The organism is Alcaligenes faecalis, assembly GCF_002443155.1.
Taxonomy (GTDB): Bacteria; Pseudomonadota; Gammaproteobacteria; order Burkholderiales; family Burkholderiaceae_B; genus Alcaligenes; species Alcaligenes faecalis.
This window is the reverse complement of the sequence record NZ_CP023667.1, coordinates 722,169-744,684: the sequence shown is the minus strand read 5'-3', so window position 1 is coordinate 744,684 and position 22,516 is coordinate 722,169. Positions and strand designations below refer to the sequence as shown.

19 protein-coding genes and 1 tRNA gene are annotated in these 22,516 nt (G+C 57.0%); 12 read left to right on the top strand and 8 right to left on the bottom strand.

The window, feature by feature from the left end:
* Positions 1–192: 192 nt before the first annotated feature.
* Complete coding sequence (locus CPY64_RS03430) at positions 193–2,388, bottom strand: TonB-dependent receptor (RefSeq protein WP_042483891.1); 2,196 nt, start codon at positions 2,386–2,388, stop codon at positions 193–195.
* A 12-nt stretch (positions 2,389–2,400) separates the two neighbouring features.
* The gene (locus CPY64_RS03425) at positions 2,401–3,513 is read right to left on the bottom strand and encodes a YncE family protein (RefSeq protein WP_042483888.1); all 1,113 of its coding nucleotides are present in this window, start codon (positions 3,511–3,513) and stop codon (positions 2,401–2,403) included.
* 217 nt (positions 3,514–3,730) lie between these two features.
* Between CPY64_RS03425 and mutS the strand changes: the two genes are divergently transcribed.
* The 8 genes from mutS (at position 3,731) to bioD (ending at position 14,184) form a co-directional block, all read left to right on the top strand.
* On the top strand, positions 3,731–6,367 hold the full coding sequence (gene mutS, locus CPY64_RS03420) for a DNA mismatch repair protein MutS (RefSeq protein WP_042483887.1): 2,637 nt from the start codon (positions 3,731–3,733) through the stop codon (positions 6,365–6,367).
* Positions 6,368–6,603: 236 nt separating this feature from the next.
* A complete protein-coding gene (locus CPY64_RS03415) occupies positions 6,604–7,794 on the top strand; it encodes a JmjC domain-containing protein (RefSeq protein ID WP_042483884.1) in 1,191 nt (396 codons plus the stop codon).
* A gap of 111 nt (positions 7,795–7,905) precedes the next feature.
* Positions 7,906–8,133, top strand: a complete 228-nt coding sequence (locus CPY64_RS18920) for a hypothetical protein (protein ID WP_109442041.1) — start codon at positions 7,906–7,908, stop codon at positions 8,131–8,133.
* A 143-nt stretch (positions 8,134–8,276) separates the two neighbouring features.
* Complete coding sequence (locus CPY64_RS03405; protein WP_042483881.1) at positions 8,277–9,521, top strand: benzoate/H(+) symporter BenE family transporter; 1,245 nt, start codon at positions 8,277–8,279, stop codon at positions 9,519–9,521.
* Between the two features lie 267 nt (positions 9,522–9,788).
* The gene (locus CPY64_RS03400; protein WP_042483878.1) at positions 9,789–10,985 is read left to right on the top strand and encodes a cytochrome P450; all 1,197 of its coding nucleotides are present in this window, start codon (positions 9,789–9,791) and stop codon (positions 10,983–10,985) included.
* Positions 10,982–12,148: an aminotransferase class I/II-fold pyridoxal phosphate-dependent enzyme gene (locus CPY64_RS03395; protein ID WP_042483876.1), complete on the top strand. Its 1,167-nt coding sequence runs from the start codon at positions 10,982–10,984 to the stop codon at positions 12,146–12,148. Before CPY64_RS03400 ends, CPY64_RS03395 begins: the two co-directional genes overlap by 4 nt.
* 6 nt (positions 12,149–12,154) lie before the next feature.
* Positions 12,155–13,495 (top strand): adenosylmethionine--8-amino-7-oxononanoate transaminase, encoded by a 1,341-nt coding sequence (gene bioA / locus CPY64_RS03390; protein WP_042483873.1) that lies wholly within the window; start codon positions 12,155–12,157, stop codon positions 13,493–13,495.
* Complete coding sequence (bioD, locus tag CPY64_RS03385) at positions 13,492–14,184, top strand: dethiobiotin synthase (protein WP_042483871.1); 693 nt, start codon at positions 13,492–13,494, stop codon at positions 14,182–14,184. The genes bioA and bioD overlap by 4 nt, the downstream gene beginning before the upstream one ends.
* A 16-nt stretch (positions 14,185–14,200) precedes the next feature.
* Here the strand turns inward: bioD and CPY64_RS03380 are convergent, their stop codons facing one another.
* The 6 genes from CPY64_RS03380 to CPY64_RS03355 all read right to left on the bottom strand — a co-directional run bounded on the left by CPY64_RS03380 (position 14,201) and on the right by CPY64_RS03355 (position 18,891).
* A complete protein-coding gene (locus CPY64_RS03380; protein ID WP_042483868.1) occupies positions 14,201–14,575 on the bottom strand; it encodes a FecR/PupR family sigma factor regulator in 375 nt (124 codons plus the stop codon).
* Positions 14,576–14,585: 10 nt separating this feature from the next.
* Positions 14,586–14,906, bottom strand: coding sequence for a sigma factor-like helix-turn-helix DNA-binding protein (locus CPY64_RS03375; RefSeq protein ID WP_042483865.1), 321 nt, complete (start codon positions 14,904–14,906; stop codon positions 14,586–14,588).
* A gap of 431 nt (positions 14,907–15,337) precedes the next feature.
* Complete coding sequence (gene bamC, locus CPY64_RS03370; protein ID WP_042483861.1) at positions 15,338–16,471, bottom strand: outer membrane protein assembly factor BamC; 1,134 nt, start codon at positions 16,469–16,471, stop codon at positions 15,338–15,340.
* Positions 16,468–17,373, bottom strand: coding sequence for a 4-hydroxy-tetrahydrodipicolinate synthase (gene dapA, locus CPY64_RS03365; protein ID WP_009457899.1), 906 nt, complete (start codon positions 17,371–17,373; stop codon positions 16,468–16,470). Before dapA ends, bamC begins: the two co-directional genes overlap by 4 nt.
* 79 nt (positions 17,374–17,452) lie before the next feature.
* Positions 17,453–18,103, bottom strand: a complete 651-nt coding sequence (locus CPY64_RS03360; RefSeq protein ID WP_042483858.1) for a site-2 protease family protein — start codon at positions 18,101–18,103, stop codon at positions 17,453–17,455.
* A 161-nt stretch (positions 18,104–18,264) separates the two neighbouring features.
* Positions 18,265–18,891 carry an L-threonylcarbamoyladenylate synthase gene (locus CPY64_RS03355; protein ID WP_042483855.1) on the bottom strand — a complete coding sequence of 209 codons (627 nt, stop codon included), beginning with the start codon at positions 18,889–18,891 and terminating at the stop codon, positions 18,265–18,267.
* A 196-nt stretch (positions 18,892–19,087) separates the two neighbouring features.
* Here CPY64_RS03355 and CPY64_RS03350 point away from each other — a divergent pair.
* From CPY64_RS03350 to paaX, 4 genes are all read left to right on the top strand, one after another.
* Positions 19,088–19,163: transfer RNA gene (locus CPY64_RS03350), tRNA-His, on the top strand.
* Between the two features lie 367 nt (positions 19,164–19,530).
* Positions 19,531–19,767, top strand: a complete 237-nt coding sequence (locus CPY64_RS03345) for a hypothetical protein (protein ID WP_042483850.1) — start codon at positions 19,531–19,533, stop codon at positions 19,765–19,767.
* A gap of 4 nt (positions 19,768–19,771) precedes the next feature.
* Positions 19,772–21,241: a phospholipase D-like domain-containing protein gene (locus CPY64_RS03340; protein WP_042483848.1), complete on the top strand. Its 1,470-nt coding sequence runs from the start codon at positions 19,772–19,774 to the stop codon at positions 21,239–21,241.
* A 159-nt stretch (positions 21,242–21,400) separates the two neighbouring features.
* Positions 21,401–22,360: a phenylacetic acid degradation operon negative regulatory protein PaaX gene (gene paaX, locus CPY64_RS03335; protein ID WP_042483845.1), complete on the top strand. Its 960-nt coding sequence runs from the start codon at positions 21,401–21,403 to the stop codon at positions 22,358–22,360.
* Positions 22,361–22,516 lie beyond the last annotated feature (156 nt).

Here is a 22,516-nt window from a genome sequence, read left to right as displayed (position 1 = left end):
GCAGAGGCTTGCTTACCCATCCAACGCAATCAAGCGGACAGGGCAAGAGGTTCTTTTTCAGGCCTTCCTTATAAAGACGTTTGAGAGCCCACTTTCCGGACATTTATTTTGTAAAAGTTATAGCGATGGGCTGGAAGTAGGGGTGGAGGGGTCGAATCAGGCAGGGTTTTGATCCCCTGCCTGCTCCCTTCCTTAAAACTCCGCCGAGACACTCAACATGAACGTGCGTGGCTGCGACAAGACCAGATAGCCATTATTGGGATAACCGCCAACTGAAGCCCAGTAAGTCGTATCGGCCACGTTCTCAACGCTGGCCCTGAATGTCATGGGTACACCGGAAACCTTGCGCTGATAGCTGGCTCCCAGATCCCAACGTACCCAACCAGGCACACGGATCGCATTGGCCGAATCCGCATAACGGGCGCCGGTAGCCAGCAACTGGGTATCCAGCGACAAGCCGGTCACCTGCGGCACATCCCAGGTCAAGCCCAGACTGCCCTGCCAGCGCGGCACACCAATCACGCGCTGACCTTCGCTCAACGGATCACCCGTGTTTTTCTGCTTGGTATCCAGGGCAGTCACACCACCCAGAATACGCAGGGAGTCCGTCAGCTGACCATAGAAGCTCAGCTCCAGCCCGTTATGCCTATCCTTGCCCGACTCCACAAAACGCAGATCGTCGTTCACGACACCCCGCGGTTTGGTCGTGGTGAAGAAAGTCAAACCACCGCCCATGGAGCCATTGTCGTACTTGATGCCCAGCTCTTTTTGCTTGGCCACAAAGGCCGACAAGCGCTGCCCCGCGTTCTGAACGGGCTGGTTATTAAAACGGGACGGTGCCAGATCACCTTGCGCCAGGCTTTCCGTGTAGTTGCCGTACAAGGCCCATTCATCAGTCAGCTTGAACACCACGCCCGCCGCAGGGCTGGTGTGTTGCTGACGGTCTTTACGCTGCAGGGCCTGGGTGCCATAGTCATAGCTGCGCGTTTCCATAATTTGATGGCGTAAACCCAGCATGACTTCCAGCCTGTCATCCCAGAGGTACATCAAGTCGCCCAGGGTGTAGCTGCTCAATTTGGTGCGACCCACCAAGGCTGGCGAGCCCAGATTCCCGCCCGAAAAGGCAATGGGCGGCAAGGCATGATTCACAGGGTCATAGAGATTGCTGTCCTGCACGCTGCCCATGGCCCAGGCGTTTTTCTCCTTGTGGTCATACAGAGAAGCCGCAGCAACCAGCTCATGCAGCACAGGGCCGGTTTCAAAACTGGCTCGCAAGCCCAGCTCGCCCGTTTTCACATCATCTCGTCGGGAGTTATCGAAACGCGAAAAGGTAGATTTACCCGAAACCGCATCGGTCACTGTCAGGCCCGCCAGCTGGTTTTCTTCCTTGCCATTTTTCATGCCAAAGGCCGCCCACAGCGTGATGGAATCATTCAGATCATATTCCCCACGCACGGTGCCAAAGACAGTTTTCTCATTGGAATAAGTCCAGGGCTGAGCAAAGTTACGCTTGTGAGAGGGCAGCTCCGGCAAGGCCGACAAGCCGGCCTGCAAGGTGACATTGGGCCGGACTTCGCGCAGCTTGTGCTCCTGATAGCCCAGGTCGGCGGACAGACGTACACGCTCACCGCGCCAATCCATCCCAACGGTATACAGGTCCAGACGGGTGTGTTCATTGTCGACCGCCGTATCACCGCTGCGCTTGATGGCATTGATGCGAATACCTGCCGCATCATCCGCAAAGCGGCGCGAAATATCCGCCTTGATCTGGCTTTGCCCGCCACTGCCATAACCCACACCGACCTTGGTCAGCGGGTTCTCGCCGGCCCGTTTGGGCAGCACATTAATCGTGCCCCCAATGCCACCGCCAGAAGGTGCGGCACCGTACAGAAAGCCGCCGGCTCCATGCAGCACTTCAATACGCTCGGCCAGTTCGGCCGCGGTCGCTTGCCGGGGCAGCAAACCAAACAAGCCGTTGTAGGCAATATCATCGGAAGCCGTCAAAAAGCCCCGAATGAAAAAGCTTTCCTGAAAGTTGCCAAAGCCACGCGCCACCCGCACGGAAGGATCATGGCGCACCATATCGGCTACCGTGGATGCCTGCAACTGCTCGATATAGCGGCTGGTATAGCTATTGACGCTAAAGGGCGAGTCCATATTATCCAGAGAACCCAATATCCCCACCCGACCACCACTGGCGACCTGGCCGCCTGCATACTCCGGCAGCAAACCCTGACGCGAAGCATCCGCGCTGGCATTGACGGTAATGATGGACAACTCCTGCGCCTGGGCAACATCCGCCTGGTCTTGCGCCTGAGCCTGTACATGGAGAGCAAACAGGGACAAGACAAGAGAGCGCCCCAGGCAAGGTTTAAATAGACGTGTCATCACGATTACCTATCAACCCTTGATGTTCTTCAGGTCAATACGCACCACGCTTTCGCGCTTGCTGGCTTTGTACTGAGGGGTGAACGGTGCTTTAACAGTGACGTACAACTGACTATCCGGGCCCAGCTCCAGGCTGTTGGGGTTATCGGGCAAGTTGTATTGCGCCTTGATCGCATAGCTGGCGCCATCCAGTACAGACACCTTGCCCTGCTCGCGATGAGTCAAATACAGCTCGTCACGATCGGCGTTGTACAACACGTCCAGGGCATCGCCCACCGGCAGTTCCTGCAGCAATTTACCGTCGCGGGCATCCAGCACATACACGGTCTTCTGGTCTTTGGTTTCCGTCACATACAGACGATTGCGGGCCGAATCCAGCGCGAAATTCAGGAGCAAGGCGGGTTTGACGCCAGCCGGTTTCCAGCGCTGTTCGATCTTGTTGGTTTGGGTGTTCACCACCATCACTTCGCCATCGCCATTGGCGGCATACAAACGATGCGAGGGCGAATCCACCAGCAGGCCGGTCACCCATTTGCCTGCGTTTTCAATGGTGTCGATCAGCTCCAGATTACGATCATCCAATACCCAGATCACGGCAGGCGCGCCTACGGCGCCCACATACACACGGCCTTGCTGGGGATCGTGACGAATCGTGCGCGGCCCCATTTTGGTGTCATCAAAGCTCTTGTTGCTGAAACGGACGCGCTCTATGCCCCCGTCCTCCTTCAACTCCACTTTGGAGGCGGCCGCAGCCAGACTATTGGTGACATACAGGGTGTCGCCCGACGCGTTCCTTGCCAGGCCGAAGTTGCTCTCGTCGGTATAAATCGTCCCCTTCACATCCAGGGTGATGGGGTCCAGCTTGTAGATCACACCACCACGAACCGAGGGTGCCCGCTCTGCCGAGGCTACATACAAGGAATTGTCAAAGGGGCTGTAAACCGTTTGGTAAATCCCGTAGGCCAGATCCTTGCGCAAGGCTCCTTCTGACGTAATCGAGGTCTTTTGTGCCAGCTCCGGCGTCAGGGGCAGCGGGACCGCTTCGGACGTTTGAGCGTGGGCAAGCGATCCTGCGCTGAGCAAAGCGGCAGACAAGACAGACAAGGCAAGGCGACGTGTGAACATGACGATATCCTGTTTTCGAAATGGAAGTAATTATCATTTGTATTATTACATCAAGTACTTCCATGCTCAAAATCGGGATATCCCTTCTTTTTAAGGGGAAATACGCGGGACTAAATCAGCCCGCTCCCTATCCTCCACTTGACTGCGCTCGCTACAATATCGACTCAGCCGCCTTCTGGGCGGCCTTGTTGTTGAATTCCCTGACCTGTACTGCGCTATGACTTCTGCTGCCGATCTGTCCGCCCACACGCCCATGATGCGTCAATACCTTCAGCTCAAAGCGGAGGCTGGCTCGCACCTGTTGTTCTATCGGATGGGGGACTTCTATGAGATGTTCTACGCCGATGCCGAACGTGGCGCACGCCTGCTGAACCTGACGTTGACCAAGCGTGGTTCCTCCAACGGCGAGCCCATCCCGATGGCCGGTGTGCCTTTTCATGCCATGGAAGGTTATCTGGCGCGTCTGGTTGCCTTGGGCGAGTCCGTCGCCATCTGTGAGCAAGTCGGTGACCCGGCGGCCAGCAAAGGCCCGGTGGAGCGCAAGATCATGCGTGTGGTCACCCCCGGCACACTGACGGATGACGCCTTGTTGCCTCCCAAGGCAGACCGCCTGATCGCCGCCTGCACTCTGATCAAGGTGCAACGTCAGGAAATGGTGGGACTGGCCTGGATGAACCTGGCCAGTGGCGAATTTCTGGTCAGCCAGTGCGAGCCGGACATGCTGGATACGGAACTGAACCGTATCGGCCCTGTGGAACTGGTCTACCCCGAATCGCTGCGCCCTGCCCCGGAACTGCCACAAGCCAGTTGCCACACCTTGCCGGACTGGCACTTTGCGCAGGATGGCTCGCGCGAAACCCTGCTGGATCATTTTGATCTGGATTCCTTGGCCAGCTTTGGTCTGGACGATCTGCCTGCGGCAACGGCGGCAGCCGGAGCCTTGCTGCGCTATGTAGGCAGCACGCAATCCCAGTCCCTGGTTCACATCACCGCTATCCGCGTTCAGCACAGCTCGGACTTTCTGGTGCTGGATGCTGTCACGCGCAAGAACCTGGAAATTACCGAAACCATTAGCGGTGAAACCAGCCCAACCCTGTTCTCCACGCTGGATCATTGCCAGACCCCCATGGGCAGTCGTTTGCTGCGCCGTTGGCTGCACCACCCCTTGCGTCTGAACCATGCCGTTCAGCAGCGCCAGGATGTGGTGTCCCTGTTCTTCCAAACCCAGCAAAGCGCCAGCCTGAATGCAGGCGATCCTTTGGGTGTGCTGCGCCATGCCCTGCGCCGCTTCCCGGACCTGGAGCGTATTGCCACGCGTATTTCCCTGCGCAGCGTACGTCCTCGGGAACTGGCCAGCTTGCGCGATGCGCTGGCAACACTACCCGAACTGCGTCAGGAACTGGAACAAAACTTTGGCCAGTCCGAGCATTTGCATGGACATTTGTTGAGCCTGGCTCTGGATCCGGCACTGGCCTGCTTGCTGCAGTCTGCCATCGCCTCCGAGCCTGCCTTGCTGATACGCGATGGCGGTGTCATTGCCGACGGCTACGACGCCGATCTGGACGAGCTGCGCAGCCTGGCCAGTGACAGCGGTGATGTGCTGGTCAAGATCGAAGCCCGCGAACGCGAGCGCACCGGCATTGCCACCCTGCGCGTCGAATACAACCGGGTGCACGGTTTCTTTATTGAAGTCAGCCGCGGTCAGGCCGACAAAGTTCCCGACGACTACCGCCGACGCCAGACACTGAAAAATGCCGAGCGCTTCATCACGCCTGAACTGAAAGAGTGGGAAGACAAAGTCCTGTCCGCCAAGGACCGCAGCCTGAGCCGCGAGAAGTTCCTGTTCGATGAACTGCTGGACAAGCTGCAAAGCTATGCAGGGCCCTTGGCCTTGTGCTCCAGTGCCCTGGCTGAACTGGATACCCTGTCCTCCCTGGCGCTGCATGCGCTGGACAATAACTGGGTCGCCCCCGAGCTGACCGAACAGGCCGGCATCTGGATTGAGGCAGGCCGTCACCCGGTGGTGGAACATAGCATCGAGCGCTTCACGCCCAACCACTGCGAAATGCACGCACAGCGTCGCATGTTGCTGATTACCGGCCCGAATATGGGCGGTAAGTCCACCTATATGCGTCAGGTTGCCCTGATTGCCTTGCTGGCCCGCATTGGCAGTTTTGTACCGGCAAGCACAGCCCGTATTGGCCAGATCGACCGCATCTTTACCCGTATCGGTGCGGCTGATGACCTGGCCGGTGGCCGCTCCACCTTCATGATGGAAATGACTGAAGCAGCAGCCATTCTGGCCGGCGCCACCCCTTACAGCCTGGTGCTGATGGACGAAATTGGCCGTGGCACCTCCACCTATGATGGTCTGGCCCTGGCCTGGTCCATCGCGCATCGCCTGCTCAGCCACAATCAGGCACTGACCCTGTTTGCCACGCACTATTTCGAGATCACACGCCTGCCCAACGAGCTGCCTGCCGCAGCCAACGTGCACTTGGCCGCCGCAGAATCGGCTTCAGGCATTGTGTTCCTGCACGAAGTTCAGGAAGGCCCGGCCAGCCGCAGTTACGGGATTCAGGTTGCACAGCGTGCCGGCATTCCCTCTGCGGTTATCCGCCAGGCCAGCCGCGAGCTAAGCCGCCTGGAAGCCCAGAATGATCCTAGCGCACAACTGGACTTGTTCAATGCAGGCAGCGCTCCGGAAACCACGGTCGCCGAGCCTGATCCGACCACAGAAAAAGCACTGGACTTGCTGGATCAGTTCAAGCAACTGGATGTAGATGACCTAAGCGCACGCGATGCTCTGGATCTGCTGTATCGCTGGAAAAAAGAGATGAAGGCGACGGGTTAAACAGTCCAGAAGGGAGCCCAAGAGGCTCCCTTTTTTATGCATTTTTCCGAGGGCCGTTGGCGAGCAGATCGACAATCAATCATTTTTAGCCCCCCATCGTGAATCAATCACTCGATTTCGTGAGTATTTCTCTGGATTCTTTGCGCTGGATACGCCTGATACGCAGGCTAGCCGTACACCGGGACAAGCCGGATCAGTTAAGCTACGGGCTAATTTAATTCTTGTTCGGGCAGTCCATGAATATCGACCAGCCATTGACCCTTTTGGGCGGCATCAGCGCGCATGAGTTCATGCAAACCTACTGGCAACGCAAACCTTTATTGATACGCGGCGCCATCCCTAATTTCAAGCACTCGCTGAGCATAGACAATATCCGCGAGCTGGTAACGCGTGAAGAGGTCGAGTCGCGCCTGATCATCCATGACGGCGAAGATTGGGAAATGGAAACTGGGCCTTTTGACGAGCTGCCGCCCGCCTCGCAGCCCAACTGGACCGCCCTGGCACAAAGCGTGGATCTGCACGACGACAACACCGCAGCCCTGATGCGTCAGTTCCGCTTCATTGGCGATGCCCGTCTGGACGACGCCATGATCAGCATTGCTTCTGACGGCGGTGGCGTAGGCCCGCACTTCGACAGCTACGACGTATTCCTGCTGCAAGCCCACGGCAAGCGTCACTGGCGCATCAGCCAGCAAAAAGACCTGAGCCTGGTGCCTGACCTGCCCTTGAAGATTTTGCGCGATTTCCAGGTAGAAGAAGAGTTCATCCTGGAACCCGGCGACATGCTATATCTGCCCCCGCACGTGGCACATGACGGGATTGCGATTGGCGACTGCATGACGATTTCCATCGGCTTTCGCTCGCCCACCCAGGCAACGCTGGCCCGTGGTTTGATGGATGCCGCATCGGATCAACTGGCTGCTGCCAGTGGTGAAGGTTTTGGCTTGTACGCCGACCCACCGATGTCCATGCCCGAGGCCATGCAGCAACGCTACACCGACCCGGACGCACAGGCCAGCACCACGCCTGCCGCCTTGCCGGAAAACCTGATTCAGAAGTCGCTGGATGCCTTGAACGCCATTCGTTTTGACGAAGCGCTGGCCTCACGTTTTCTGGGCGTCTGGCTGACCGAATTGCCCAGCAATAGCTGGTTCGACATTGCCGAAGACCCAGTTGATCTACACGACCCCGAGCTGCCTGAAGGCCGCTTGGCTTTGGACCGCTGCTCACGCATGATGTACCGCGGCGATGAGCTGTATATCAACGGTGAGGTCGCCCCCTGCCCTGCCAGCCCAACGCTGAAATTGTTGGCTGACCAGCGTGAACTCCTGATTCCCGGTGACAGTTTTGAAGCCCTGGATGAAGATGAACGCGAAATGCTGAATGCCTGGCTGGATGACGGCTGGTTGCAGTTCAAGGAAAACTGAGCACGAGCCATTAGCTCTGGCGAGCTCAGAAAAAAAACGGGGCAGCTTGCAGGCTGCCTCGCTTTTTTATTTCTAGCCCCCCAGGAATCGAAAGCCCGATGTATTTGCTGATTGCTGATTGCAGTTGCAGTTGCAGTTGCAGTTGCAGTTGCAGTTGCAGTTGCAGTTGCAGTTGCAGTTGCAGTTGCAGTTGCAGCAGTATTATTCACGCCGTACAGCAAGAAAAAGTACTATCATGCAAAACGCGATTCACAAGACGAGCAACTCGTCATAAAGCCACCATTATTGGCTTTGCAGCCCAGCTTCAATCCAGCTCGGGCCACACTCAAAATCACGTAGCCACCCCACTCAATCTAGTCAGGCACCTACCAACCCAAAAGTGGTCTGCCCTACATCCAGAAAGCGTCCTATCTGGTCAGTCCATTTAATCGCTATAAATAGTGCTCGTTCGTCATCTCTCCTTTTGGAAAGCGCAGAGCACTATGTCTACCTCTCGATCGTCCTCATCCTATTTAGTCAGCGACCTGATCCCGCCTATCGTGGCCGGTTTGATCTCGGTTATCGTCAACTACGGCGGCACCTTTATTCTGGTTTTCCAGGCCGCCAAAGTCGCCGGCCTCAGCCCCGAGCTGACAGCATCCTGGGTCTGGTCGATTTCCATTGGTGTGGGTGTTACGGGTCTGCTCTTGAGCTGGGTCTCGCGCGAACCCATCATCACCGCTTGGTCCACGCCCGCCGCTGCATTTCTGGTTACGGCTCTGGCTACCACGCCATATGAAGAAGCCGTCGGCGCCTACCTGATTTCGGCAGCGGCCTTTGTGGTCCTGGGCCTGTCCTCCTACTTCGAGCGCCTGATCCGCCTGATTCCCAACGGCATCGCCGCAGGTCTGCTGGCCGGGATTCTGCTGCAATTTGGCATTGGAGCCTTTGGCAGCATGACACTGGACCCGAAGCTGGCCGGCTTGCTGATTCTGGCCTACCTGATCATCAAACGCTTTTCCGCACGTTACGCTGTAGTGGGCATTCTGATCCTGGGCCTGAGCTTCCTGCTGCTGGAGCATCGCGTGGACCTGAGTGGCCTGAAACTGGAGCTGGCCGCGCCGGTGTTCACCATGCCGGTCTTCACCCTGAATGCCTTGCTAAGCGTGGCCTTGCCCTTGTTTTTGATCACGCTGACTGGCCAATACATGCCCGGTATGCTGGTCCTGCGTAACGACGGCTTCCGTACCAGCGCCAACCCGATTGTGTGGGTGACCGGCCTGGGTTCACTGGTCATGGCCCCATTCGGCTCCCACGCCATGAACGTGGCCGCCATCACCGCCGCCATCTGCACCGGGCCGGAGGCGCACCAGGATCCGTCCAAACGCTGGGTTGCCGGGATTGCCGCCGGTGTGTTCTACATTCTGGTGGGAGTCTTTGGGGTCACGCTGGCCGCTGTATTCATGGCCTTCCCCGCAACATTTATCACCACACTGGCGGGCTTGGCGCTGCTGGGCACCATTGGCGGCAGCCTGGCGGGGGCCATGGCAGACATCAAGTCACGGGAAGCAGCCTTGATTACCTTTTTGGCTTCAGCGGCCAATATCACACTGTTCGGGATTGGCGGGGCTTTCTGGGGACTGGTGATCGGTCTGCTGGCGTACTTCATTCTGAATGGGAAGCTGCCGCAGCGTAAAACGGAAAAACTGGGTAATGACGAACTTTCAGCCGCTTCTAACGCTCAATAACTGACGGAAATAATTCAGGTTGGGACTGTGCTTCCAACCTGAATACTGAAAACTCTATCTCGATATCCGAACCAAACACCGCTTCTATTCACTAATTTTATTGTAAAAAATAGTCACACAAAAATCATCAATATCCACCATAAGAGGTAAATAGTCCTCTAATTCGGCCAAAACACCCAGAAAGAATTAATAGACACAATCTCCTGACTGCCTCTTTCCGGCTCAAATGCTAGCCTGCGCTGGCTTTGCTCTTCAGGAAACGGTGTCATGTTTGGCGAATTCAATCTTGCGTCTCCCTATGCAGCTTATGCCCGCCTTCGGCAGGGGCCGCCTTTGGTGTGGGATGCGGATTTCTGCGGTGGGGCTTGGCTGGTTCATAGACATAGCGATGTACAAGCCGCCCTGCGTAATCCTGATTTAAGTGTGCGGCGTGTAGGCGGGTGGGTGGCTCAGGCGGGCGCTGCTCCCTCCCCACGTCTGCAAGCCTTCAAGGGCTTGATGGCCAGAACACTGGTTTTTCTGGATCGCCCCCGTCACACACGCGTCAGGCGGGTGGTCAATGCGGCGTTTAGTGCGAAGGCTTTGGAATCCCTGCACGGCACGATTGAAAAGCGCGTTACGCAAATCCATCTTGGTTTGGAAGACAAGCTGCGGCATGGTCCTGCAGATCTGGTTGATGAGGTCTGTCGCCCGCTCCCCGCCTTGGTCATGATGGATGTAATTGGTTTGCAGCAACTACCTTTGTCTGTTTTTCAGGCCTGGTCAGAGCAACTGGCACGCTTTATCGGGCAGGCGACGCCGGATCTGCCCTTGTTGATGGACACACAGGACGCCTTGCTGGATATGGCTGACTTTCTGGGGAACAGCGTCAATCTGCAAGAAGGTGGGCTGGCCTGGCGGCTTTTGCATGACGAGCAACTCTCTCTTCAAGGCAGGCGCGAGCGTTTGGCGCAGTCCTGTATGTTGCTCTTTGCAGGCTATGAAACCTCCCGGCATCTGCTCAGCTCCCTGTTTCAGACTCTGCTTGGCGACTCCGTAAAGCTGCAGCACTTGCTATCGAATCCGCAGAAGATTCCTGCTGCGATCAAAGAGGTGCTGCGCCACGACAGCCCGATTCAATACACAGCCAGACGTTTGATGCAGGACCAGCACTGGCACGGTCAGCATTTGCGTAAAGGGCAGTTGCTGCTCTTGCTATTGGGCGCTGCCAACCGGGATCCAGAGGTTTTTGCCAATCCCGATGAACTGGACTTCAGCCGTGACAATCAGGCTGAGCTGTCCATGGGCCACGGGATTCACCATTGTCTGGGTGCCGGTTTGGTTCAGTTGGAGGCAAAACTGGTGCTTGAGCAGTTCCTGCCTTTGCTACCTCGCCTGCAATTGGCTCAAGGTGAGCGTATTCAGCTCCCCGCCTATCGGGGCTGGAACCGCTTGCCGGTTCAATACCGGGCTACGCAGTCATGAGTGCTTTTCTCGCTCATCTGGATCAGCAACTGGGGGCTTTGAAGGCCCGGAAGCTGTGGAGGAAAAGAGCAATCAGCCGCCCCTTGCCGGACGCGCATATCGAACGCAATGGTCAGGTCTTGCTGAACTTCGCCGGCAATGACTATCTGGGCCTTAGTCAGCATCCACAACTCAAACTACTGGCAGCACAAGATGTAGCCGGAGCCACGGCCTCCCCGCTGATTTGCGGGCATCATGCGCTGGCTCATCAACTGGAGCAGGAGCTGGCTGACTGGAGTGGCTTTGAGGCCAGCCGTCTTTTTGTCAGTGGTTACCAAGCCAGCTTGGGTGTCATTCCCGCGCTGGTCGGCACTGGCGACACGATCTTCTGTGACAGGCTGAACCACGCCAGCCTGATTGATGCCAGCCGTCTATCCGGCGCCCGTTTACGTGTGTATCCCCATAGAGACATGGCGCGCCTGGATGATTTGGTCGGCAGGCCAACGACGGGATTCAAGCTGGTAATCTCGGACAGCCTGTTCAGTATGGACGGGACAGTTGCCCCGGTCGATGAGCTGATCACCTTATGCGAACGCCACGATGCCTTGTTGTATCTGGACGATGCACATGGCCTGGGGGTTTTGGGCGAAAACGGGCGAGGAGCGCCAGAGCATTTCCTGCTCAATACCACGCAACGTCAGCGCCTGGTTTATCTGGGGACTTTTGGCAAGGCAGCCGGGCAAGGCGGGGCTTTTATTGCCTGCTCCCACAGTCTGGCAGACTGGTTCACTCAATCCGCCCGCAGCTATGTGTACAGCACTGGGCTGGCTCCAGCGCATTGCGCTTCCTTGCTGGCCTGTCTGCAGCTGATCAAACAAGCCCAACCTCAGCGAGCCTTGCTGAAAAAACACATCCAAGCGCTGCAAACCTTCAGCCAGGATCTGCCCTGGCGTCTGGCGCCGTCCGACACGCCGGTGCAAAGCCTGCTGATGGGCGAGGTGGACCCTGCCTTGCAACTGTCCGACATTCTCCTGCAAAAAGGGATTTGGGCGCCGGCCATACGCCCGCCTACTGTTCCCCGCCACCAAGCCCGATTACGCATTTCCCTGTCTGCCGCCCATCGGCATCAGGATATTGAAAAACTGGTCCAGGCACTACATGAAGCCGCCCACTCTTTACGGTGATTTGCCATGAACTCAAACTCCTTTCCCCCTTTGGCCCAACGCAGCTTGCAAGCGGTCTGGCATCCCTGCACTCAAATGCAGCATCACGATCAAGGCGTGCCGCTGTTAGCGATCAAACGCGCCCAGGGCGCCTGGCTGTATGATGCCGACGGCAACGCCTATCTGGATGCCATCAGCTCCTGGTGGGTGAATCTGTTTGGACATAGCCATCCGCATCTGGTGCAGGCAATTAGCGATCAGGTTCAGCAACTGGATCACATCATGCTCTGCGGCCTGACCCATGAGCCAGTTGTGCAGCTTTCCGAACGATTGGCGGCCTTGAGCAGCCATCGTTTAGGCCATGCTTTTTATGCCAGCGACGGCGCTTCTGCCGTGGAAATTGCGCTGAAACTGAGCGTGCACTACTGGCGCAACCAGGGCCAGGAACACAAGCACCGTTTTGTAGGCATCGCGCAGGGATACCACGGCGAAACGCTGGGTGCTCTGGCCGTAACCGATGTGCCTTTGTTCCGGGAAAGCTACGGCTCGCAACTGGGCCAGCAATACACCGCAGCCAGTCCCGATCTGCGCCAGGCCCATAGCCCAGACGAATACAGCCAGGTCACCGCAAACGCACTGCAATCGCTGGAACAGATTCTGGAGAGCCATCAGGACATTGCCGCCGTGATTCTGGAGCCGCTGGTGCAATGTGCGGCAGGCATGCACATGCACTCCCCCGATTATCTGCGCGGTGCGCGCGAGCTGTGCGACCGCCATCAGGTGCATTTGATTCTGGACGAGATTGCCGTGGGTTGCGGGCGTACCGGCACCTTCTTCGCCTGCGAGCAGGCGGGTATCTGGCCTGATCTGCTGTGCCTGTCCAAGGGAATTACCGGCGGCACGCTGCCCTTGTCCGTGGTGCTCTCCGGCCCCACGATTTATCAAGGGTTTTATGATCAGGACTTGCGCCGGGGTTTTCTGCATTCCCATTCTTATACCGGCAATCCCCTGGCCTGCCGCGCAGCGCTGGCTACTCTGGACTTGTTCCAGCAATACCCCGTCTATGAGCTGCAAAAAACGCTGGGACAAGCGCTAGACGAGGGTTTGCACAAACTGAGGCAACACTATCCCAAGATGCAGCATCTGCGCCGCTGCGGGGTGATCTGGGCCTTCGAGCTGGATACAGGCCCGGCTCGCTACGACCACCAGGGCTTTGCTCGACGCTTTTACCGCTCTGCCCTGCAACAGGGGCTGATGCTGCGCCCTATCGGCAATACGGTGTACCTGATGCCCGGCTATCTATGGGGTACGAAAGAGGTGGAGCATTTCCTGCATGGCCTGGGTCGTCTGCTGAAGGAATACGCATGAGGGCCTGCTTTGTGACGGGCACTGATACGGAAATTGGCAAAACGCTGGTCAGCTCAGCCTTGCTTCATTTGCTAAGCCAAAGCGGCGCTCGCACGCTGGGGATCAAGCCTATTGCGTCGGGAGCCGAAGAAATAGAGGGCCGTCTGCATAACGAAGATGTGGACGCGCTGGCCCGGCACTCCAGACTGAAACCTGATCCGGAAACACTGACACCGTACTTGTTTAAGCCCGCTGCGGCACCCCACATTCTGGCTGAGCAAGCAGGAATCGAATTAGACCCGGCCCTGATCCAAAAGTCAGTTCAAGCAGCGGCAGAACAAGCCGACTATGCAATCGTTGAAGGAGTGGGAGGCTTCATGCTGCCTCTGGGTCAAGGACGGACAGGCGCAGATTTAGCGCAGGCTTTGCAGTTGCCCGTGGTGCTGGTCGTCGGCTTACGTCTGGGTGCATTGAATCATGCTTTGCTGACGGTTCAAGCCATACGCGCCAGTGGTTTGCCCTTGCTGGGCTGGGTCGCCAACCACATAGCGCCGGAGATGACTTATGCCCAGGAAAATCTGCAAACGCTGCATGACTATCTGCCCGGCCCTTGCCTGGGTGTCATTCCAAGACTAAATGCCACAACATTGGATGATCGTATCCAGCAGGCTGCGCACTATCTGCGCTCACCCTGGAAAGAGAAAGACTAAACGCTTTGTACCCGGCTTAAAGAAAGTAGCTGCCTACACTACCGAGAAACGCCACGCCCAGCAGCAGACACACCGCGCCGCCCAGGGCAAAGCGCAAGGCAGGGTTGGCAGACCAGGCGTCCACGCAGCTATTTAACAAACGCTGACGCCATGTTCCCTGCCCTGTCGCGTCTGCGGCTTGCCGGGAGTTTGCACGCAAACGGCTCAGATGCTCCTCGCTGATTCCGTCCATGGCTTCCCACTCCAGCTTCCAGCGCAAGAACGCAGCCTGGTGCTCGGGATCAATGGACAGCCAGGCCCGAAATGCAGACTGGCTGCGGGCATCGTTCTGATGTTTGGGATCGTGCTGTTTGAGCAGCCAGCTCAAGGCCTGCTCATCAATGTGCTGCATGTGCTCGTCCTTAGACATACGAACCAGCCGGACGCGGCACAGCCCCGTCCACCCGATTGAGCTGTGCTGGATTATGACGGCACGCCAGCATGGCCATGCGGATATAGTGCTCGACAACTCGGGGGCTAGTGCCCATGCGAGTCGCAATTTCTTTGTAATTCAGGCCCTCAAAGCGATGCAGCACAAAGGCGTCGCGACGACGGCGGGGCAAGGCCTCGATCATGGCCAGCATACGAGCCCCCGGTTCTGAAGGAGCGTGAGCAGAGGCTTGTGTGCCACGCAGCATACGCAGGCAAAAACTTAAACCGTTACGGTAAAACGATTTCAGCATGGGCCACTCCCTAAAACACATCAAATGATAATGGTTCCTATTATCTTTACTGTTTTGGAGAAAGTCCAGCCCTGTTCGATAAAGATTAACTCTGCTCACAGAATAAAAGGTGCTCTCTCTCAAGCCCCTGCCAGAAAAAGGCCTTGCGCCACTTTCAGGGACAACAGCAATACGGACACTACCAACAAAGCCCGGCGTAGCCTGAAAAAAGTACTGCGTCCTTTCAGGAAAAAGCCGTCAAGTGCCTCTTCTTCTGTAAAGGGAAAACAAGCGCTAATCACCTTGACCTCATAGTATTCCTTGCCCCTGTTAGCTCTTCTTCGATAAGAGAAAAAGCGCAAGGTCACGCAGTACGGGGCAAAGGCATAAAAAAAAGCCCTGGCATGAAACCAGGGCTTTTTCCAGAAGGCCCGCAGGCCGACTCAAAACAATCAGTTGCCGGGGCGCAGATTGGTAGACAGCACATTGATGATGCGCTTGGCTGTCGCCGTGGTCTGTTCCTGACCCTGCTGATCCAGCACCGTGACGCGCGTGCCAGCACCTTGGGCGCTCAGCTTGATGCGGAATGGTGTGGCTTCGGCGGTGTTACGGCTGCCGAAGATGCGGCCAATGATGTTTTGCTGTTCGATCTTCTCGCCAGTATCCGAATCCAGATAGCGGATGAAGAACTCACCAGCAGAACGGTCACGATCTTCAACTGAGAAACCGGCGGAGTCGATGGCTACGCCAACACGACGCCATGCACGGTCAAAGGACTCGTTCAGCATCAACTCGGCCTGATCGCCCTTGTCCGAAGCCTGGACTTGAACGCCAGCAGGATCTTTGGTGGCATTGGCCACTTGTTCACGTGCTGTTTCAATATCCGAGCCCAGGAAGACCATCATGCGAGCCAGCATGGCTGCGTTCAGACCTGGATCTTCTTTGGCGAACACCCATTTAAAGGCGGCTCCGTCTGCCGTCGGTGTTTCTTCCATGTGCTGGTGGGACACATAGATTTCGGTCTTGTCGCCGACGCGCTCAAAGCGGGTACGGAAGCGGTCACGTTCGCCGCTGTCAAAGACCTGGTCAATGATGGAACCCAGGGCGCTGCGTATCCAGCTTTCCGGAATCTTGGCACGGTTTTCAGCCCAGTCGGTCTGGATCAAACCCGCGCGAGGATCCTGCGACTGGATGGTAAACCCGTGATCACCCCAGAACTCGATAATGCGGGGGAACAGGTCTTCCACGGGGCGGTCTACGACCAACCAGCGCAAATCGCCGTCACGCATCACTTTGATGGCATCGGACTGAGGCAAGATATCGTCCGCCCCGCCTTTGACCTGCTGCGCATTTTGACCTTGCGAGTAGACCGAGTAGGACGTGGCACCTTCTGGCGCACGGTAATGCGCGTCGCGGTTGGCCTGGGTCAGATCCGGCGGAATGCTCAAGGGATCGCCTGCAACCGTACTCTTGTAATTCACCGACTCGCCCTGGCCCATAATCTGGTCCATTGTCGAGCAGCCCGACAGCACCAACAGGCTCAAAGACAGCCCGATCAGGCTTTTATTAACTGGCTTTGCAATCATGGAAGAAGATCCGCAAGTTTCAAAGATTGACGCAGCAACTCGTGATGCTGTGCATTTAACGGCGTCAATGGTAAACGATATCCCAGCTGAGTAAGGCCCATTTCTGCAACTGCCCATTTCACGGGGATGGGGTTAGCCTCAACAAACAGGTTCTTGTTCAGACCTGCCAGATAGGCATTCAAACGACGTACGGTAGGTACGTCCATATCCAGAGCGGCCTGACACAACTGGCTCATCAGGCGTGGGGCCACGTTGGCCGTCACGGAGATATTGCCTTTGGCGCCCAGCAAGATATACGAAGCAGCGGTAGGATCATCACCACTGACCACAATGAAGTCTTCCGGTGCATCACGCAGCAGCAGGCCACCACGAGCCAAGTCGCCCGTTGCATCCTTGATACCGATGATGTTGGGGATTTGAGCCAGACGCAGCACGGTGTCGTTCTGCAGATCAGCTACCGTGCGACCAGGCACGTTGTACAGGAACTGAGGCAGATCCACCGCTTCCGCAATGGCGCGAAAATGCTGGTACATGCCTTCCTGAGTAGGACGGTTGTAGTAAGGCACCACCGACAAACCGGCGTCTGCACCCACTTCCTGGGCGTGACGCGACAGTTCGATGGCCTCGCGAGTGGAGTTGCCACCCACACCGGCAATCACGGGCACACGGCCAGCCGCGTGCTCAACGGCTACCTTGATCAGTTCAGCGTGTTCATCCACCGACACCGTGGGCGATTCGCCCGAGGTTCCAACGACCACCAGCACACGCGTTCCTTCCTGAATGTGCCAGTCGATCAGCTTTCGGTAAGCGGCAAAATCCAGACCCCCATTGGGATCCATGGGTGTAACAAGGGCAACCATGCTGCCCTGAAAATTGGAAATAGCAGAGTCCGAACTTGCCATGATGAGATGAATCTCCGGGTTTAAGGCCCTATAGCCGAAAAAAAATATGACTCACAAGTTTAACGGATAAGCCGTTAAATCATAAGAACCATTTCAATATGCCTTCGCCCAGCGCAATCAGAGGACTCATCAGGGTCCACAGCACGCCGGTGAACATCAGCAGGATCAGAATGACCATGCCATAAGGCTCGATACGAGAATAATGATAGGCCAAACGATTAGGCAATAGACTAAATACAATGCGTCCACCGTCCAAAGGCGGCAAAGGCAGCAGATTCAGCGCCATCAGAACCAGGTTGACCTGTACACCTGCCACTGCCATTCCCATCCAGAAGCGGCTATCGCCCTGCCCGATCTTGACCATCAAATGGGCATACAGAACCCACAAAATAGCCATCACCATATTGGAGGCCGGTCCTGCCAAGGCCACCCAGAGCATGTCGCGCTTGGGGTTGCGCAAGCGGCCCCAATCCACAGGGACGGGCTTGGCCCAGCCAAACAGAATGCCGCCCATGCCCATCATGGCGCTGGACAGCAACAGAACCGCCGGCACCACAATCGTGCCAATAGGGTCGATATGACGCAGTGGATTCAGGCTGATGCGACCGGCCAGCATGGCCGTCGGGTCGCCAAACATGCGGGCGACGTAGCCGTGGGCGGCTTCATGCAGCGTAATACCGAAAATGACTGGCAAAGCATAGACCGTCAAGGTCTGTATAAAAGAGTCCATGGTGATCCTTGGTCCAGGCCGGGGACCTGTCCCCCTACTCTGTCAGGACGATAAGCCGCCTGCAATCAGCCTGTCTGATTGGGACAGCGAGTGCTGCCCCAAGGTTCAGAATTGAAACACGGATAGGCACCTGGACGCGAGTTTTGTGCAAGTCCGGGGGATCAGGACAGGCCCAGCGTGGCAGGATCACCCGAGCCACGACGCTGCACTTCCGGTGTGGGACCGGTCAGATCAATCACGGTAGTGGCCTGCAAGGGGCAAGGCCCACCATCGACAACCGCCGCCAACTGGTGGGCATAACGGTCCAGAATTTCCTGGGCGTCGTTCAAAGGTTCGTCTTCGCCATCAGGAATCAGAGTGGTGGAAATCAAGGGGCTGCCGACTTGCTCCATCAGGGCCAGGGCCACTTTCTGGTCGGGCACCCGAATACCAATGGTTTTGCGCGAAGGGTGCGACACGCGGCGCGGCACTTCCTTGGTAGCTTCCAGAATAAAGGTCCACGGGCCGGGGGTAGCCATTTTCAACAAGCGATACTGCGGATTGTCCACTTTGGCAAAGTGGCTGATCTCGGCCAGATCACGACACAGCAAGGTCAGATGATGACGATCATCCAAGCCACGCAAACGACGCAGATTGTCAGCGGCGGACTTGTCGTCCAGACGAGCGACAACGGCATAACTGGAATCGGTAGGAATGGCGAGCAGCCCTCCTTTAGCCAATAGTTCGGCTGCTTGAGCCAATGCGCGGGGTTGGGGGTTTTCGGGATGAACGACGAATAATTGAGACATTTCGCGCTTCCTTGCTATTACGAGGGGAAATCATTAAACCTGAGTCACGCCGTGACCGGCAAGACCGGAGCAAGACTCAGGGTCGAAGTATTCTTGCACGAGTGTTGCACTATTTGAAAAAAGCATGCTAGAATACATTTTTTACTTCGCAGCTCACCTTGATGTAGGCCAGAAGCAAAAAAAGCAGTACACAGTGGTGACCGTAGCTCAGTTGGTAGAGTCCCGGATTGTGATTCCGGTTGTCGTGGGTTCGAGCCCCATCGGTCACCCCAGAAATTTACCGCTTCCAAGGTTTTGCAGATCTCCTTAAATGGTGACAAGACCAGGAACTGGAAAAGAACATACTTGAAAGCCCGCCACGTAGCGGGCTTTTTTGCGTTTGTTCATCGTAGCAAGTTTGGCGCCTTCGCACACCCCCGCACAAGTTCGGACAGGACAATAAACTGTGTTCGATTGTGAAACCCAGGCCAATGCTCACCTCAGCCTTCGCCCCAGCCCGCAAAATTGCCGGGCCTGCCGCTCACAAGCCTCTCCCCCATCGTCCACCCTACTTTTCAGCCCGCGCGTTCTGTAATAGAAACTGGCACAAAACCACGCTTTCTTATACTCTAATCTGTCCCATTTTCTGGAAGTTTGCTGATGACACTCGGTTTCCCCTGCTGGGATCAGGCACCCGCCAATTGGGACTGGCTTGCACAAGACGAAGACGGCCAATGGTTTTGGTATGGCGTCCAGCCCTCCCCCGGCATCGGTGGTGGCGTATGGCGCTCCCCCTCCCGCCTGCAGCAATTTGCCGCCCGCGGTGAGCCGAATCCATCCTGGATGCACAGCCTCTACCAACGTCCGGACCTGCCCGACAAGCAACGTAACACCTGAACCCATGCAAGAGCATCTGATACACCTGCGCTCCCTGCTGCACGATTACTGGCCGCATCTGGCCCTGGCACTCAGCGTGATACTGGGTGCTTCGGCGGCGATTCATGCCGCCATGACCAAAAATGATGTCCGTGCAGCCATCAGCTGGGTGGGCGTCATCATCATGTCGCCCCTGCTGGGACCGTTTCTGTATTTGATTGCGGGGATCAATCGCGTACGCAGGCAAAGCCTTCTGGAACAAAGTGCGGACGTGTTCTATGAACAGGTCACGTATCTGCACCCCCCCGTCTCGGACATTGGCGCCCTGGTAGGCGCCCCCTTTCGCTCTTTGCAAATTCTGGGTGACCGCGTCAGCCGCAGCCAGCTGCGCAATGGCAATAATGTGCGCGTTCTGGTCGGCGGCGATCAAACCTACCCAGCCATGCTGGAAGCCATTGAGCAGGCCCACAGCACCATTGCCCTGCAAAGCTATATTTTCGACAGCGACCGCCTGGGACGTGAGTTTGTCAGCGCCCTGTCTCGTGCCCATCAACGTGGCGTGCAGATTCGTGTCCTGGTCGATGCCATCGGGGCGAAGTACTCGCGCACACCCATTGTGCGATTGCTGCGCCGGGAAGGCATACGCTGCGCTTTGTTCATGACCAATCCGCTGGGTTTTTTGCGCATGCCCTACGCCAATCTTCGCAGCCACCGCAAGCTGCTGATTGTAGACGGCACGATCGGCTTTACCGGCGGCATGAATCTGCGAGAGTCCTTTATGGCGGAGTACAGCGATGGCAAACCGTCCCAGGACACGCACTTTCGCCTGGAAGGCCCGGCTGTCATGCAATTGCTGGCCTCTTTCCGCCATGACTGGCAATTCACCACCCGCGAGGACTTGTCCCCGATCTATTGGCATGCCAGCCCCTCGCCAGCACCCAGACCCCACGTTCCTGCCCGATGCATCGCCTCCGGCCCGGATCGTTTCATGGCCAGCACGCATCACATGCTGCAAGGTGCATTTGCCATTGCCCAGCGCCATATCCGTATTCAATCGCCCTACTTTCTGCCTGACCAGATCTTGCTGGGAGCCTTGAATACCGCCGCCCGTCGCGGCATTCAGGTCGATATCGTGATTCCTGGACAAAACAATCTGCGCCTGGTCAATTACGCCATGACAGCCCAGCTGGATCAGGTGCTGCGCGCGGGTTGCCGTGTCTGGCGCGCTCGCGGCCCCTTTAACCACTCCAAGCTCATGACGATTGACGGCGTCTGGTCTTATATTGGCTCGTCCAATCTGGACCCGCGCAGCTTGCGTCTGAACTTCGAGCTGGATGTGGAAATCTACAGTCGCGACACGGCCCGCCAAATTCAGAACCTGATTGATCTGGAAATTGAAGAGGCCGAAGCCGTCAGCCTGGAATCCTTAAGTTCCATTGGCTTTGGCAAGCGCTTGCGCAACCGCCTGATCTGGCTGGCCAGCCCCTATCTGTAGTGTGTGCGCCCATAAAACTGCTGCAAGCTTCAAGAAAGCCCTTGGCTTGCACAATCTTTCAATCCGCTTGCGCACCCACCCTTTATAATCAAGCGCTTAAACGGTCTACACAGACAGGCGTGCCGTTCCCATACAGCCTTGAGCGCCTTTAAAAAAACAATGTCCGAGCTTCCTTATTCCGACCTGGCCCAATGGGCCGCCCACCATCTCGAAAACCGCCCTCCCCGTGCCAAGTCCCTGGTCATGACCTTGTTTGGCGACGTGATTCGCCCGCATGGCGGCAAACTCTGGCTGGGTAGTTTGATTCAGTTGCTGGCCCCCTTCGGGATCAGCGACCGGCTGGTGCGCACCAGCGTCTACAGGCTGGCCGAGGAGGGCTGGCTAAGCGCGCAACGCGAGGGGCGACGCAGCCAGTACACCTTGCGCCCCGAAGCCAGCCAGCGCTTCGAGCACGCGTATCAACGCATCTACACGCCTACCTACCTGGCCTGGGATGGTCAATGGACGCTGATCTTCAGCATGCCCAGCCTGATGATGAACTCCAAGCAACGGGCCGACCTGCGCAAGGAACTGCTGTGGGAAGGCTTTTGCGCCTTGTCACCCACCGCCTTCCTGCACCCGAACCCGGATCACACGATTCTGGATTACATCCTGCAGGCGACACAGGCGCAGTCGCAGGTATATGTGGGCAAGCTGGAGCCGTCTCAGCTGCCTCAGACCCGCCCCCTGTCTCAACTGATTCAGGACAGCTGGGATCTGGCCCAGGTGGCCAGCGGCTACGGACAGTTCATCCAGCGCTTTGCCCCTGCCCTGGCCATGCTGGATGCAGGCCACGACTACAACGACGAGCTGGCCTTCGTGATTCGCACCCTGCTGATTCACGAGTTCCGCCGGATTCAGCTGCATGACCCGCAACTGCCCATTGAACTGCTGCCCGCAGGCTGGGCAGGAAAACAGGCCTATGAGCTGTGCCGGGATGTGTACCGTCAGGTCTGCGGCAAGGCCGAGCGCTATATCCTGTCCACCCTGCGTGCCGAAGATGAACAGGCGCCAGAAGCCGCCGCTTACTTCTACGAGCGTTTTGACGGCCTGCCCGTTCCCTCCGAGAGCCAAGCCTGAGCCTGATTCCTGAACTTGCAACCTGACGAAGGGACTGACGAAGGGACTGACGAAGGGACTGACGAAGGGACTGACGAAGGGACTGACGAAGGGACTGACGAAGGGACAAATAAAAACCCCGGTGTGATTCGAATCACACCGGGGTTTTTTGTTCGC